The organism is Streptomyces sp. NPDC006476 (genome assembly GCF_040612015.1).
In the GTDB taxonomy this organism is placed as follows: Bacteria; Actinomycetota; Actinomycetes; order Streptomycetales; family Streptomycetaceae; genus Streptomyces; species Streptomyces griseorubiginosus_B.
Genome location: NZ_JBEXPK010000122.1, coordinates 1 through 15,901 on the forward strand (window position 1 = coordinate 1; position 15,901 = coordinate 15,901).

The 15,901-nt window shown below is 67.6% G+C and carries 7 protein-coding genes and 3 pseudogenes; 4 read left to right on the forward strand and 6 right to left on the reverse strand.

Annotated features, from left to right (window positions below):
* Positions 1–165: 165 nt before the first annotated feature.
* The 3 genes and pseudogenes from ABZZ74_RS49450 to ABZZ74_RS49460 all read left to right on the forward strand — a co-directional run.
* Positions 166–2,514, forward strand: a complete 2,349-nt coding sequence (locus ABZZ74_RS49450) for a glycosyl hydrolase family 65 protein (RefSeq protein WP_356950699.1) — start codon at positions 166–168, stop codon at positions 2,512–2,514.
* Between the two features lie 293 nt (positions 2,515–2,807).
* Positions 2,808–5,087 carry a glycoside hydrolase family 3 N-terminal domain-containing protein gene (locus ABZZ74_RS49455; protein WP_356950700.1) on the forward strand — a complete coding sequence of 760 codons (2,280 nt, stop codon included), beginning with the start codon at positions 2,808–2,810 and terminating at the stop codon, positions 5,085–5,087.
* A 522-nt stretch (positions 5,088–5,609) separates the two neighbouring features.
* Positions 5,610–6,059: pseudogene (locus ABZZ74_RS49460) on the forward strand (glycoside hydrolase family 3 N-terminal domain-containing protein); the annotation flags it as partial.
* A gap of 54 nt (positions 6,060–6,113) precedes the next feature.
* Here ABZZ74_RS49460 and ABZZ74_RS49465 read toward each other — a convergent pair.
* From ABZZ74_RS49465 to ABZZ74_RS49490, 6 genes and pseudogenes are all read right to left on the reverse strand, one after another.
* Positions 6,114–6,263: pseudogene (locus ABZZ74_RS49465) on the reverse strand (DUF6192 family protein); the annotation flags it as partial.
* A gap of 3 nt (positions 6,264–6,266) precedes the next feature.
* Positions 6,267–6,632, reverse strand: a complete 366-nt coding sequence (locus ABZZ74_RS49470) for a cold shock domain-containing protein (RefSeq protein ID WP_356950705.1) — start codon at positions 6,630–6,632, stop codon at positions 6,267–6,269.
* 282 nt (positions 6,633–6,914) lie between these two features.
* Positions 6,915–11,279, reverse strand: a pseudogene (locus ABZZ74_RS49475) (SAV_2336 N-terminal domain-related protein); the annotation flags it as partial.
* Complete coding sequence (locus ABZZ74_RS49480; protein ID WP_356950701.1) at positions 11,276–12,301, reverse strand: MoxR family ATPase; 1,026 nt, start codon at positions 12,299–12,301, stop codon at positions 11,276–11,278. The pseudogene ABZZ74_RS49475 and the gene ABZZ74_RS49480, both read right to left, overlap by 4 nt.
* Positions 12,294–14,186 carry a trypsin-like peptidase domain-containing protein gene (locus ABZZ74_RS49485; RefSeq protein WP_356950702.1) on the reverse strand — a complete coding sequence of 631 codons (1,893 nt, stop codon included), beginning with the start codon at positions 14,184–14,186 and terminating at the stop codon, positions 12,294–12,296. The genes ABZZ74_RS49480 and ABZZ74_RS49485 overlap by 8 nt, the downstream gene beginning before the upstream one ends.
* A gap of 97 nt (positions 14,187–14,283) precedes the next feature.
* Positions 14,284–14,655, reverse strand: a complete 372-nt coding sequence (locus ABZZ74_RS49490) for a CU044_2847 family protein (protein WP_356950703.1) — start codon at positions 14,653–14,655, stop codon at positions 14,284–14,286.
* A gap of 556 nt (positions 14,656–15,211) precedes the next feature.
* Here ABZZ74_RS49490 and ABZZ74_RS49495 point away from each other — a divergent pair.
* On the forward strand, positions 15,212–15,808 hold the full coding sequence (locus ABZZ74_RS49495; protein WP_356950704.1) for a transposase: 597 nt from the start codon (positions 15,212–15,214) through the stop codon (positions 15,806–15,808).
* Positions 15,809–15,901 lie beyond the last annotated feature (93 nt).

Here is a 15,901-nt window from a genome sequence, read left to right on the forward strand (position 1 = left end):
CCGCGGACGTCGAGCTCGCCGCATAACCCCAACAAGACCGAATCACCCCAAACCCAGCAGGGGTGCCTTGACGAAGGACATAGAGGCACCCCCCCAACTCCGGGCTACGCCCAGGCCACCCCGCGCTCCCAGCCCACGAACCGCACCCATCCGAGAAGGGCACGCATGACCCCCCACGGAGACCCCTCCGACCAGGACCACCCCATCCACGACCCGGCACCCGCGCGGTCCGAGCACGCTCCTCCAGGCCACGACGACCACACCACCACGGGCGACGTCCCCGCCGAGCGGGAGCTCCGGATCGGCGCCACCGAAAAGTCCCAGCCCGACACCGAGTGGACGCTCAGCACCACGGACACGGATGACGACTACGCGCCGACCTTCCTCGGCAACGGCTATTTCGGCGGCCGGATCCCCGCGGCGGGGACGGGATACACGACGACGCCGATCGAAGCCCAAGCGCACCTGGCAGGCTTCTTCGCCCAAGACGGCCCGGTCGAGCAGTACGCCAACATCCCGACCTGGTCCACGCTCGCGTTCTCCGACGAGTCGGGAACCTACGGCCGGCTGCCACAGGCGGCGCGCGCAGGCGAACCGGATGACCCGGAGCAGGGAGCGGTGAGCAACTACCGGCAGACACTGGACCTGCGGGCTGGGTTGCTGACCACACAAACGACATGGACTTCACCGGCGGGCCGCCGCACCGATCTCACCTATCAGGTACTGGTCCACCGGGCCCGGCATCGCGTGGCCGCGGCCCAACTCACCTTCACCCCGCACTGGAGTGGCAGCGCACGCGTGTCCGGTGTCTTCGACGGGACCAGCGCACGGCTGAGCGAACAGTCGAGCAAGGGCTACGACGGTACGGCGGCCGAGTCGTACGAGACGGTGACGACGCTCGGCACGGGAATCACCGCAGCGCTCGCGTCGCGACTGGAACTGCCCACCGGGGTGGCGGCACACGTCACCGAGTTCGAGACCGACCAGGTCCAGTCGGCTGGCGTGCAGGCAACCTTCGACGTGAAAGCCGGCAGCACGTACACGGTCACCAAGTACATCGGCGTAGCCAGCTCCCAGGACTGCGAAGACCCGTTGCCGGCTGCTCGCGCCGCCGCGGCGGCCGCAGCGGACACCGGGTACAGGGACCTGCTGGCAGAGCACGAGGCCGCGTGGGACGACCTGTGGCGGGCCGACATCGAGATCCTGGGGGATCCGGTGCTGCAGCTACAGGTCCGCGCAAGCATGTTCTACCTGCTTCAGAGCACCCGCGCCGGGGTGAACTGGAGCCTGTCCCCGTGCGGCCTGTCCGGCGACGGCTACAACGGGCACGTCTTCTGGGACACCGAGACCTGGATGTATCCAGCGCTGCTGGCCCAGCACCCGGACATCGCGGCGGGCATGAACACCTATCGACAGCAACGTCTGGCCGCCGCCCAGGAGTACGCGACCCGAACAGGATTCGCGGGCGCGAGGTTCCCCTGGGAAAGCGCGCTGCACGGAGACGAACAGACCCCACCCCCCTGGGAAATGGGCGACCTCGAACACCACATCACCGCCGACATCGCCCTCGCCCACTGGCAGTACTACCTCGCCACCGGCGACCGCGACTGGCTCGCCGAAAAGGCCTGGCCGGTGCTCAAGGGTGCCGCCGAGTTCTGGGCGAGCTCCACCGTTCCCAACGACGACGGCGGATACGCCATCAACCAGGTGATGGGCCCGGACGAATACCACTTCCCGGTCGACAACAGCGTGTACACCAACGTCGCGGCCGCTGAGACCCTGCGGATCGCCACCGGGGCGGCAAAGGTCGTGGGCGTGGCCGCGGACCCCGAGTGGGAACGGGTCGCCGACGGCCTGAAGGTCCCGTTCGACGAGGACCTGGGCATCCACCCGCAGTACGACGGCTACGACGGCGAAACCATCAAGCAGGCCGACGTGGTGATGTTGCAGTACCCCTGGGAGCACCCCATGCCCGCCGAGGTCGCGCGGAACGATCTCGACTACTACGTGCCGCGCACCGACCCCGACGGACCGTCCATGACCGACTCCATCCACTCCATCGCCCACGCCGCACTGGGGACGCCCGGGTCCGCGGCCTACGACTTCATGCGGCGCAGCGTGGACCCGTTCATACGCGGACCGTTCAACCAGTTCGCCGAGCAACGTCACGGAGGCGCGTTCACCTTCACCACCGGACAGGGCGGTTTCCTGCAGGTCTTCCTCTACGGCTTCAGCGGGATGCGCTGGCGGGAAGACCGACTCAAGCTCGACCCGACCTTGCCACCTCAGTTGGACGGCATCACCCTGCGCCGGATCCTGTGGCAGGGACGCGAGTTCGATGTCGCGATCGGCCCAGAGCACACCACGATTACGCTGACCGGAGGTCCCCCGACGACAGTCGAGGTGGCGGGTGCGACACACCCACTGCGTCAGGGCGCACCGCTGATCCTGCCAACCCGCCGGCCCGACCTCTTGGCCGCCAGTGACCTCGCCGGCGCATCAAGGAGAGCGTGACCGCAAGCTCGGGTCCTTCTTCCCGTCCACTGGTGCCGCGACAGGCAATCCGGCCACTGCGTGACCAGTCACGTCGCGGTTGCTGCTCGCCGCATGCCCGGTCGTCACCGAAGTCGTAGTGGCGGCGCATCAGGCCGAGGGCGACGACACCCGGATGCGCCGTCTCGACAGCTTCCCAGGAGATCGAACTCATGAGTTCACAAGCACACCGGAACCCGGCAACTGCGTGCCAGGGGACAGGAGCGGAGCCTTCCTCTCGCCCAGACCGCCCCGCGGGCTCAGCCACCACGACCTTGCCGGCCTATCGCGACCCGTCGAGGCCCATCGAGGAACGCCTCGAGGACCTGCTCGCCCGCATGACGCTGCCGGAAAAGGTCGGACAGATGCTGCAGCTGGACGCCCGGGGCGACTTGGAGGACGTCGTGGCCACGAAGCTGGCCGGGTCGATCCTGCACGCCTCGCCCGAGCGCATGCACGCTGCCGTCAAGCTGGCGGCAGCCACCAGGCTGGGCATCCCGCTGCTCGTCGCTGACGACTGCATCCACGGCCACTCGTTCTGGCCGGGTGCCACGATCTTCCCCACGCAGTTGGGGATGGCCTGCACCTGGGACACCGAGCTCGTCGAGCGCATGGCCCGGGCCGCCGCGGTGGAAGTGGCCGCGACGGGCATCCACTGGACCTTCTCGCCGGTGCTGTGCATCACCCGCGACCTGCGATGGGGACGTGTGAACGAGACCTTCGGGGAGGACCCATTGCTCATCGGGGAGCTGGGCGCCGCGATGGTCCGCGGTTATCAGGGAGCGGGACTGGACGACCCGACCGCAGTTCTGGCCTGCGCCAAGCACTTCGCGGGCTACTCCGAAACGCAGGGCGGACGCGACGCGAGCGAGGCGGACCTGAGCCGGCGCAAGCTGCGCTCATGGTTCCTGCCGCCGTTCGAGAGGGTCGCTCGCGAAGGCTGCCGCACGTTCATGCTCGGCTACCAGGCCATCGACGGGGTCCCGATCACGGCGAACAAGTGGCTCCTGAACGACGTCCTCAAGGGCGAGTGGGAGTTCACCGGCACGCTGGTGACCGACTGGGACAACGTGGGTCGGATGGTGTGGGAGCAGAAGGTCTGCGCTGACGCCGTGGAGGCGGCAGTGGTCGCGGTGCAGGCCGGAAACGACCTGGTGATGACCACGCCGGACTTTTTCGAGGCCGCCCAGGAAGCAGTCGCGCAGGGACGGCTGCGAGAGGAGGAGATCGACGAGGCAGTCCGGCGGATCCTGAAACTGAAACTGGAACTGGGCCTGTTCGAAAACCCCCGCGCGCCGGACCGGGCACGCCAGGCCGACGTGATCGCGTGCGCCGAGCACAACGCCCTCAACCTCGAAATCGCCCGAAGGTCCCTGGTACTGCTGCGCAACGACGGCACCTTGCCGCTCGATGGCGGACTGACCGTAGACGGTGAGGGTCACACCGTAACCGCCGGGGGCCCTCGCACGATCGCCGTGATCGGCCCCAACGGCGACGACCCCCAAGCCATGCTCGGCGACTGGGCCGGCGCATCCGGCCAGGTGGACTGGATGCCGGACGGCCACCCGCGCGAGACCGTCACGACGGTGCTCGACGGGTTCCGCGCGGCCGTTCCCGACGGGTGGACGGTCACCTACGCCCGCGGCGCCGACATCGGCCGCGTCGTACCGGACCCGCAAGGACCGGTGTACCCCGACGGGCAGCCACGTCCGCCCCTGTTTGCGCCCGCGCCCGTCGACGATGCTCTGATCGCGGAGGCGGTGAGCCTCGCGCGCGCGGCTGATTACGTCGTCGCCGTCGTCGGAGACACCGTCGCGTTGACGGGTGAAACTTGCTCGACCGCGACCCTGGAGCTGCAGGGCGGACAGGTCGCCCTCCTCGAGGCGCTCGTCGCCACCGGCACACCCGTCGTCGTGGTGCTGGTCCACAGCAAGCCCTCGGTACTGCCCGACGCCGCGCTGGCGGCGGCAGCGCTGATCGAGGCGTTCAACCCAGGCATGCGAGGCGGTCAGGCGGTGGCCGAACTCGTACTCGGTCTCATCGAGCCGTCGGGACGCCTGCCCCTGTCAGTGCCACGCCATGTCGGGCAGCAGCCCGTCTACTACAACCAGGTGCGCGGCCAGCATGGTGACCGTTACGCCGACCTGACCCAGGAACCACTCTTCGTCTTCGGGGAGGGTCTGTCCTACAGCACGGTCGAGTACACCGACCTGGTCATCCTCGATGAAGTCGTGCCACCGGACGGCGTGGTTCGCGCCGAGGTAACCGTCTCCAACACCGGCACCCGGCCGGTACTGGAGACCGTGCAGGCCTACATCAGCGACCTGATCACGAGCGTCACGTGGGCACAGCAGGAACTCAAGGCCTGGCGGCAGGTCACGGTCCCACCCGGGGACAGCGTGCGGGTCCGGCTGGAGATCCCCGCCGCGGCATGCTCCCTGGTCGACGCCGAAGGGCGCCGGATCGTCGAGCCCGGAGCGTTCGACCTGCTCGTCGGCCACAGCTCCCGCGCCGCAGACCTGCTGCGCGCCCGTTTCACCCTCAGCCGGCCATGACATCCGCCACGGTTCAACGAGCTGCGGTGCCTCGTCGCTGTGATGGGGGACCGAGCACGCTTCTGCCGCCATGACAGTCGACCCCGACCAGTCGCCGTTCGAGCCGCGGCCGAAGCCCGCTCGGGCTCGTGTGTGTCGCCCCCGGGCACGCCGCGGTGGAACTCGTTTGCCGCACGCGCCACGCACGTTCGGCGCGGCTTCCCCCAACACGAACCGAAAGGAGTTGCCATGCGTCTGATGCGATGGCCCGCCGTGCTCGCTGCATCCTGCGCCGCGCTCGGCGGCAGCCTGATCGCCCCCACCACCGCACCGGCGGCGACCGCGAACGCCGACTGCCCGTGGGTCGGACAGCACGCCACGCCCACCCAGCGTGCCCAGCAGGTGCTCGCCCGGATGACGCTGGACGAAAAGATCCAGATGGTGCACGGCGCCGCCAGTTCTTCGTACGCCGGCCTCATTCCGGGCATCGCCCGGCTGTGCATCCCGGCGCTGAAGATGCAGGACGGCCAGGTCGGTGTGCGTATGAAGGACACGACCCAACTTCCTGCCGCGGCAGCTGTCGCTGCCTCCTTCGACACCTCCTTAGCCAAGTCGTACGGGCAGGTGATCGGGGCCGAGGACAAGGCGAAGGGCGTCGATGTCGACCTCGGCCCGACGGTCAACATCGTGCGCGACCCGCGGTGGGGCCGCGCCTTCGAGTCCTACAGCGAAGACCCGTACCTCACCGGCGAGATCGGATCCGCCGACATCAACGGCATCCAATCGCAGGGCGCCATGGCCCAAGTCAAGCACTACGCCGTCTACAACCAGGAAACCAACCGCAACACGCCCGCCGACAACGCGATCGTCGACGACCGGGTCGTACACGAGATCTACACCGCGGCCTTCGGCACGATCGTCGCCAAGGCGCACCCCTCCTCGGCGATGTGCTCGTACTCGTCGGTCAACGGAACGTACGCCTGCGAGAACGCCTACCTCAACAACATCCTGAAGACCGGCTTCGGCTTCGACGGGTTCATCACCTCCGCGGTCCTGTCGGCTGCGTTCGGTCTGAGCCTGGTTGACCTGGAAGCGAGCGGTGTCGTCGTTCATCGCCCTGAACGCGACATCCGGCCTGCGCAGCAGGTTCGTCGCGGCGGTTGTCGCGACCGCTTCGTCCCGGGTGAACTCCTCCACATATTATTCATCGAGTTGGTCGGCAACAGTCCTCAGTAGGCTGGCAATGCTTCTCCCGGTGGCCTTGTTGGGATAGCGGCCCCCTTCTAGTATCGGCGTGGTGTTTTTCAAAAGGGTTGTCAGGTCTCGGACGATATGGGCCAGCTCCTGCGGCTCACGTTGCGCCGTAGTCACGGGCGGAGAAGGATTGAGGATGGTGACTGAACGTGCCTGGTCCCCTCTGCTTCCAGTGGTGGCCTGGAACTCTACGCGCTCGCCCGGTTTGAGTATTTCGACTCCGGCGGGCAAGGCTGAGGAATGTACGAAGACGTCACCGCCGTCGTCGCGCGTCAAGAAGCCGAAGCCTTTTTCCTTGTTGTACCACTTCACTTTTCCTGTGAGTTTCGGTTCACGCGCGTTCCTGTTTTTGTCCGGGGCGTCACGGGCGACGAGAACGGCTGCTTCGACCGACTGGGCCTGATTTAGGTCGCTGTTGAACACATCAGGCCGTTGAACGGCGAGCTGGCGGAAAATACCCACAGCCTCCCGAGCCTCTTTCAAGGCTCTGTCCAGATCCCCTTGTTGGCTTGAGCGCACCCATGCGGCCGCACTCAGTGACTGTGCCAGGTCAGGAAGGGCTGCATCCGCCACGGCCGCTACGAGGTGCCGACGGATCGCAATGGCTTCGTCGATGGCTGCGAGTGCTTGGGCTGGCTGTCCGACCTCCGATAGGCGAAGGCCGAAATTGTGCAGTGCTGCCGCCAGTCGAGCGATGGCGGTTGCGGGGCCTGCCTCGGCCGTCTGACGGCAGAGGTCGACCGCTTCCCTGGCAATATCCAGGGCCTCTGCATGGCGTCTCGTTTGTGACAGCATCGAGCTGAGATTGATCAGTGCGCTGGCCAGAGAGGGAATGCCGGCGTCAGGATCAGTGCGGGTGAACTGCCGGAGGATGTCGACGGCTTCGTCGAGTGCGTTGACTGCTTCTGTCAGTCGGCCTGCCTCCCGGAGGGCATCGCTTTGGTTGTTGAGCGTGGTGGCGAGGAGGGGAAGGAAGGTGTGGGGGTCGTTTTGCGCGAGGTGTCGATACAGGCCGACTGCTTCGTTGATCGCGTCAAGTGCCTCTTGATGCCGTCCGAGGTCGTTGAGCCGGTTGCTGAGGTTGGACAGTGACCGCGCAAGGTCGGACTGGTACGCCCGCGAGGTGGTGTCCGTCATGTGTCGGCGGAGGGTCGCTGCCCGTTGGGCTGTTGCAAGTGCCTGCTCCCGTTCGCCGTTGTCGGCGAGTCGGTTGCTGAGAGTGGACCAGGCCATGGCGAGGACGGTGCGGTAGGCGTCGGGATCGGCTTGGACCAGGGTCTCAGATACCTCAACGGCCTGGCGGGCGGCCTGCAACGCTTCGCGGATGAGGCCAGTTTCGGCCAGACGGTCGGACTGGATGACGAGGGTGGAGACGAGGGCTGGTTGATAGGCGGCCGGGTTCTCTGAGGCCAACCGTCTCATGGCGTCGATGGCCTGGCCGGCGACGGCAAGTGCGTCGCGATGACGTCCGGCATCCCAGTACTGCTCTGCCAGGCTGCTGTAACGGCGCGCCTGCTCGCCTGGGTCTGTGGCAGGGGAACGATCAGAGAGGTGAGCCAGAAGGTCGGCGATGCCAGTTCTCGTGAGTGAGCTGATAGCGATCGGGTGGAAGGGGGTGAGAAAGGTGGGGAGATCCGCGGTGGTGCTGCCTGGTAGGAGGACAGGCAGAATGAGCCGGCTGTGGTCTCCGGGGGCGTGGACGAGTTCGTTGCGGAGCAGGCGGGCTTCGTAGGGCACCCCGGCTGAAGTGTCACCTTCCGCCTGGCGCTTGTACGCGGGGGAGACGATCACCACGATGACGTCGGCGGTCTCGATTTCCTGTCGCATCCAGGCCGTCCAGTCCCGGGAGACGTCAGCATCGATGTGGTCGAGACGGACCTCGATGCTTTCGGCACGAAGCATTAGTGCCAGGCTGCGGACATCCTGTGCATGGGCGTCGTTGCTGTTTTCGTGGGCGTAGGAGATGAACACCCGCAGAGGTCGGGGTCCGGTGGCCGATCCGTCTCCGTCGCTTGTCCGCCTGTTTCCGGCTGGAGCCGAAGATGGCAGGACGTTCAGGCGGGGGACGCGCGGCATGTACTGGCTGCAGACCTCTGTGAAGGAGGGGTCACTGGCCAGAGTCCCCATACTGACCACGCTGAGCCGAAGGCGACTGGAGCGGTCTGCTCGTGCGGCGACAAGGCCCACGAGGTGACTTCCGAAGAAGACCGGGGCCCCGGACAGGCCTCTCGTAAACGATCTGGGCTTGGAGAGGGCGTCGGTAGGCTCGAACTCGTACGAGGCAGCAGGATGAGTGGAGGTGGGGTACAGGGTTCCCGCCAGATAGGCGCCTGTGCGGGACGTCATGATCGCAATGGTGGTGCCGGTGATGTGGCAGGGGCTGAGGGCCTCGGTACTCGGCTCCGCCCAGCCGGGAGTGGAGAAGTGGCTGTCGGTGGTGCTCGCGGCGAGGTCCAGGTCGGCCAGGAGCAGGGCTGCGTCAGAGGCGTTGTTCCTCCACAGGACGCGGCAGTCGACCCAGGTGCCCGCGGTGAGGGGCCTCTGACTCCTGCTGACCTTCACGGTCCCGGACGGTCCGGGCTGATCCATGATGTGCGCGGAGGTCAGGACCAGACGGGGCGTCAGGAGGAAGCCCGTACCCAGGTGCGTGAACTTGCTCCCGGCGCGTACGGGATCCGTGGTGTTGGCGATCACAACGAGCCGTGTGCGTGATGGTTCGCCTTGCCATCGGGGAGGCTCGGGGCTGGTCAAAGATAGCGAGATGACCTCGGCGCGGGCGATCAGACGACGGCAGCCGTTGTGCTCGTCGGAAACATTCTCTTGGGCCTTCGCCACAAGGGTGTCCCAGGTCGAGGGAGTCATCGTCCCCAGGACCAGGACAGGGGCTTGCTCGGTGCTCTCGGCGAGGTCACACACGGTGCCTGCCAAGGAGTCGATGGTGAACCCGGGAAGCTCCGCGTACGCCTCCAGATCCTCAAGTAGGACGATCGTTCGCTGGCCGACCCTGGGTGCTCCTTGCGTCAGTGTGAGTGCCAGGTCGGGCGACCACACGCGCCAGTCGTCCGGGACCCACTGGAGGGCCCGCGTGATCGCATAGGTTTTGCCTGAGCCGGGTTCTCCCACCACGAGAACGATGCCGCTGGCGCCGTGGGCAGCCCGACGGACGGCCTCGAGCAGCGGAGCGTGCGCGTCGCGTCTTACGGACGGCAGTGACTGTTCTCCGTAGGAGGTCGAGGCCTCCCGGACGGGCCGCCCCACCGGTGACGCTGCGCTTTCACGGTGGGCGTACGGCGGGGCGTCCCGGGCCATCGCCCGGATGCCGCCCCTCCCCGCTGCCCCCCGTGTGGCAAGGAAGTCATCGGCTGGGCTAGAGCCCACCGGAGCCCTGCGGTGTCGGCGACGGCGTACTAGGTTTTGCACTTCGGCCCAGTGCTGTGTATCGGCTGGCAGGAGAAGTGGGCCATCCGCATCGGTGACTGCGGCGGTGAAGCGTGGAGCGCCGGCTGGGCTATAGCGCTCGAGGTAGGCGGAGACGTTGGCGATCACCTGGGCGGCTTCGTCGCGGCGCAGGGTGCTGAGGAGTTGCTCGCGGATGCCGGGTGCGAATTCGTAGGCCTGGTGTAGGGGGTCGCTGTCCGTGCTGCTGGTGGGGAGTTTGCGCAGGATGCCGCTGAAGACGATTTCGGCAAGGTCCGAGGGCGGGCTGTCCGGCAGCATGGAGGACTGCACCAGTTGCATGATGGCGAGGTTGAGCGGGGCAGCGGACAAATAGGCGGCGAGGCGGAAAGGGCGAGGTTGCGTCTGTGCTAGGAAGTCCTCGAAGGCGACCGGCTGCCCGGAGGGTGGTGCCGTGAGGGCGTGGCCCGCTGCGGCGTCGTCCGCCGGCAGGCGTACTGCTGCGCCGTCGAACTCGCAGGTGCCCGCGACGGCCACAGCCCAGGGGGCCAGCCATTCCGGATGAATGGCCAGCACTGGCACGGGGATCTCGCCCTGCTGCAGGGCGCGAGAGCCGAGGGTGTAGGGGCTGAAGTGCAGCCGTGAGGAGGAGCCAGGCGTCCCGGTGCTGCGGAAGCGGCCTGGCTCCGGTGCCAGTGCCGTCTGTTGCCACAGATGCTCGGGCAGGGTCTGCAGTACTGCAGTGGGGCCCTTGCGTGCCCACTGTCGCAGCATGCCGCGCAGGGCTTCGGTGCCCCAGCCCGGGTCGACTCCGTCGGTAAGCAGCAGTGTGGTCGTGCGGCCGGTGGGATCGCTCGCGGTCGCGGCCGAGCGTGGTGCCTGACGTGGGCTTGCAGCGAGCCCGGGCGTGCCATCGGGACGACGACGCAGCCAGTATGTCCGGATGCTGCGGAAGGCGCCGAGAACCTGCAGCACGCCGAGGAGTTCGCGGCCCAGCGGCTGCCACAGGGTGGCGGCGTCCCCCTGGACGTCGATGACGAGTGCGAGGTCGAGCCATCGGTCCTGAGCTGGCACGAGGACTGGCATCCACCGGGCCTCGTCGGCGATGCGGTCGGCGGTGGCTTCCTCGTCGAGGACCAGGCGTGTTGTCGAGGGCACCCGGCGCTTGAGCGGCCGCAGCGCCCTGGCCAGAGCACGCCGACGTGGCAGAGCGGGGGCGCCGGCGACTCGGATCAGGGAGGCGGGATGGAATCGGGTGCGTTGCTGGCCTGAGGCGCTCCTGTCCGGCAGGTACAGGCGCCCTTTCGGCTCCGCATCACCCTCATCGGCGGCCACCCCTGGGGCATCGGCGGCAGCCGCCTCTTGGCCTGGGGGAGACGGCGGAGTCTCACCGCCAGTGCCTTCGTCAGGTGATGTATGCGCCCGGATGAGGGTCCCTGCAGGCAGATTCGTTGCCAGCCACAGCAGCTCGGCGACCTCGCGTGGACCGGGTGGCAGCCCGTCGGGGTCGAGGGCGCCGAGCAGCGCGCCGAGGCGTGCGATGCCGCCGCTGTCGCTTGTCACTCGAGGGGCGCTGTCGTGTTGAGATGCTGGAGCACCAGTCGGGCGATTCCGTCCTGGTCGGGCGCGCCCTCCCGGACGGTCCGGCTCATCAGATAGACCGCGTTGAGCAGCTGGTCGGTGGCGAGTTCACCGGTCGTCGCCCGCTCCATGAACAAAGCGATGATTTCTTCCGCCCGGTCGTCGGCCTCGGGAAGATGGGCGCGCACGATGGCCCGCAGCCGCGTCTCATCGTCGGTGACAGCTGGCAAGGGGAGGCGGACGCACCGCCGTAGGAACGCGGGGGGAAAGTCTCGTTCCCCGTTGCTGGTCATGACGACGAACGGGAAGGCGCGGCAGCGGACCATGCCGCGGCGGACCGTTACGTGCTCGCCGCCGTCGGCTGGCCGGATCTTGACCTCCTCGTGCGTGTCCGCGGCCCGTGCCAGCTCGGGAATTTCGAAGCCGCCTTCCTCGAAGACGTCGAGGAGATCGTTCGGCAGGTCGATGTCGCTCTTGTCGATCTCGTCGATCAACAGCACGCGCGGCAGCCGGTAGGGGGCCAGAGCGGTACCCAGCGGGCCGAGGCTGACATACCGGCCGGGCCCCGCCGCTTGCGGCTGCGCACCCGGTTGGGGCTGGTGCCTGCTCACACCGGCCTCCTCCAGGCGGCCGAGTGAGTCGTACCGGTACAGCCCGTCGCGCAGCGTGGTTTTGCTGTTCACGGGCCAGCGCAGCACCGTGCCCAGCTTCAACTCGCCCGCGACCGCGTCTGCGAGCGTCGACTTGCCGACGCCGGGGTCTCCGGTGACCAGCAGTGGTCTGCGCAGATAGAGGGCCGTGTTCACTGCCTCGACGATGTTTGTGTCGGCCTGGTAGGCCGCGGCCCGCGGCAGCCGGCGTCGGCCCTGCACGGGTACTTCTCGGTCGAAGAGAGTCACCTCATCTTCGGCGTTGCCGAAGTCACGCCACGGCGGCGGATCGGGCAGGCGGTCGATGCCATCGTGCGGCTCGCCGACGCCCTGATAGATCCTCCACTCACTCAACGGCTCGTCCTTCCTCAACCTTGGCAGCCGGGGCTAGGGGAGTGCGAGGAATCCGTCGGCTGGGGTCGTCCCACAGCAGGACGACATGCTCACCGATGTGACCCTCGTCTTCCGCATCGAGCTCCGCATCACTACGCAGTACGCAGATCCTGTCCGGAACCTCGTCACGCGAGGTGGCGGAGAGGACCTCACGTGCCTGCGTGAGGAACTCCGGATCGGGGCAGGCGTCCCGGCCCGGGATTCCGCACGGCCTCCCGCAGACCGGCGGCCCGGGCACGGAACCGCGTCGCCACAACATCATCGGCACTCCGGACGTGAGAGCGACCGTGTATGCGTCGGTGACCGGCGACTGGCGCGGCGACCCGGCCAGCGCAAGCGCGGCCAGCGCCGGGTCGTTGTTGAACAGGGCGTCGAGCGCTGCCTGGCGCTGACGGTCGCGCCCGCAGACACAGACCAGTGCTTCACCCACCCGCTTTCCTTCCAGATGGCGCCAGCGCTCTTCCCAGGCCGCGTGGAGATGCGGAGCTTCGTGTCGTTCTAGGGGCCGTACCACCAGGTCGTACTTGCGTCCCAGCGCCCAGTACCCGACCTCCGGCCACAGCCGCCAGTCGGCGAAATCCTCGTCGAGGACTTCGCGCGGCAGGATCAGTTCGATGAGCCCGCGGCGCTGGGGAGTGTCAACCATGAGAGCGATCTGCTCAGCCAGCGCCTCGGACAGCAGACCGAGTGCCTCCCGCAGGGGCAGGGCCGAGGATTCCGAACCACCTGGGACGATGTCGTGCGGCGACCGGAACCGCCAGACCATGACGTGGTACAGATTCCGGTTTCGGAGCGAATGCCGGACCCTGCCGATCACAGAGGGCCGCCGTGCAGGCACTCCGTCGCCCGCCAGCCTGGCCTGCACCCCGTCGCCCAGCTCCAGCCGGCCAGCGGCGATCAGCACCTTGTCGCGCAACGCTGTCACGGCGTCCGATGCCTGGGCCGGTGCCCGTGCCAGGTCACGGACGAGGTCGGCGCAGTAGGCGAGCTCATAGGGAAGTTGACCGTCCGGCGGCGGCATGAGTGCGGTCAACTCCGTGTAGACGTCCCGATGGGCGAGCATCGGTCGCTCTGGCAGCGGCGTACCAGGCGCGGCTACAGCCAGGAATGCAGCGGAGTGTGATCGATCCGGATCGGGGGAATCCGAAAGCGCAGACAGCAGGCCGAGAAAGTGTCGGTCGATGGCAGCGGAGAACTTGTCGTCGGGACTCTGGTCCACCCGATGGGACAGCCTGCACCATCGAGGGTCCGACTGGTGGAATTGGTCGTGCTTCGTGATGACGTTCCGGTAGACCTCCGGATCGAGCAGCCGCAGCGCATCGACGGGGACTGCGAAGCCGCCCATGGTGGTGTCCTCCAGGCGGGTCGCCTTGACGACCGCGCACACGCGGGCACTGGAATGGCTCAGCGCGGGCCCCCCGGAGAGCCCCGGATTGATCTCCCCGGCTACGAGCTCCACCAGCTGGCCGCCCGCCTGGGCGGTGCGGCCGCCAGCGGTCAGCATCACCCGACGCGGCGCAGCCGCGCCTGCTTCGAGCAGGTCTGTGAAGCCCACCGCCGTCAACTCAGTCCCCTGCGGGGGCCCGCCCGCGTCGAGCCACACACAAGGATGACCGTCCGGTGGATCGACGAGCTCCACAACAGCCAAGTCGGGGAACGCAAACAGCGCACCGCTCCGGTCCGGCGCGTCCGCAGAGGCCGCTACGACCACCGCTTCATAGTCCTGATCACCCCACCGAACCCGTGCGGGCAGACCCGCTTCAGTGCCGGCGACATGGGCGCAGGAAACGACGAATCCAGGGGCAACGAAAAATCCCGTGCCCTCGGTTGCACCGTTCACCAGCACTCGGCAGCTCTCCAGGAGCTCCTGGAGAGCTGCGATCGGGTTGAATCCACGCATAGCGAGTGCCGGAATCTCATATCCGTCTGGCGAGGCAGAACATTCACGCCTCGTCAGAGGACGCAGGCGTCACAACCGGATCCGGCTGCGCAGGTTCCCCAGCGTCGGGTCCCGGTGCGGTCCACTTCAGCGTCACCTTGAACGCAGCCTTCCCACCAACGCCTGCCAAGGCCGCGACCACACCATGCTTGCCCGCAGCCAGCTCCAGCCCGAACTCGACCCCCACCTCATCCGGCCGAGCGGTCGCCACCGCGGCACGCACGTTCGCCGCCACGGTACGCAACGACTCCTGAAAGCCCTCGATGCGCTGCGTAACCTGCTCACCGAGTCCGGTGTCCCGCGGTCCCTGCCGTTCAACCATGGCCCAGACCGTCTGCCCGTCGGGCATGGCAAGTTCGACCAGCTGCTGTGTCAAGATCCCCCCTCAGGAACTGCGTACCACTCAAAACTGGCAAACATCGTATCCACGACTGATCCCACACGGCAGTGAAGTACCAAATCCCGGCTGGACGTTCGAAGGTCCGGTGCGCCTCGTGCACGCCCACTTGACCAGCTACGGAATGACCGCGGGACGCCTGCACATCGCCGCCCGCCCAGACCAGCCCCGGCCGACTGCGCCCATTTGACGCTCGACTTCGGCTGACAACTACGAGAGGGCAAGCCAACGGCTCTGGCCCAACATCCGATGGTGACAGAGCGTTACCTTTCATGGGCCAGGTCCGAGCTCCGGGGGAGAGCAGTCACAGACGCGTCATCGAGCAGGCGTGAACGGTGCCGACAGTCGCTTCACCCATGCTGGACTGGCAGTGTTACGGTCAGCCACCGCGGCTACTTATCGGTAGTTCGTTAGATTCGGCGGTGGCGCGTGTTGACGGCAAATCAGGTTGGCCGTAGGCCGGTGGTAGGAGTCAACTGGCCTGCTGGGGGCTGAAGATGACCGCTCGCCGTCCGTGTCCGCCTGCGCCGGGTCCGTGCAGGATTACGCCGCGGCCCGGTTCGACGACCTCTTCTTCAGCCTGGCCCAGCGCCGGGGATTTCGCGAGTACCTGACCGGGCTGCTGGCGCTGCGGGAGCGGAACAAGACGATCACCTGCCTGGCAGGCGCGGAACCGGTGGCGGGCGCGGGGATGCCGGGGGTGCAGCGGCTGCAGTTCTTCCTGTCCGAGTCGCCCTGGGAGGCGGAGCTGGTCAACGACCGGCGGCTTGAGCTGCTGCGCGAGGAGCCGGCGACGGCTCCGCACGACGGCGGGGTCATCGTGATCGACGATTCCGGGGACCGCAAGGACGGCACGGCGACCGCGCACGTGGGCCGGCAGTGGCTGGGCCGGCTGGGCCAGACGGACAACGGCATCGTCACGGTGACCACGGTGTGGACCGACGGCCGCGTGTACTACCCACTGCACGCGCAGCCGTACACCCCTGCCCACCACTTCGCCCGCGGCCGCTCCGATCCGGCCTTCCGCACGAGGCCGCAGCTGGCGGCTGCCCTCGCGGCCCGCGGGAACCAGGCGGGCTTCGGCTGCCGGGCGGTGGTCGCCGACTGCGCCTACTTAGAGGCAATGCCGTGACTCTGTTGGTGATGTTGGTAAATCGCTGACGGCTGCCTGTGTGCGGTGCTTGGCTGGGAGTGTGCGGGGTGGCGTCGTCGGTGGAGGTGGTCG

Coding starts and splice junctions, on each gene's coding strand:
- ABZZ74_RS49450 (WP_356950699.1), top strand. CDS start 166: ATGACCCCCCACGGAGACCCCTCCGACCAGGACCACCCCATCCACGAC.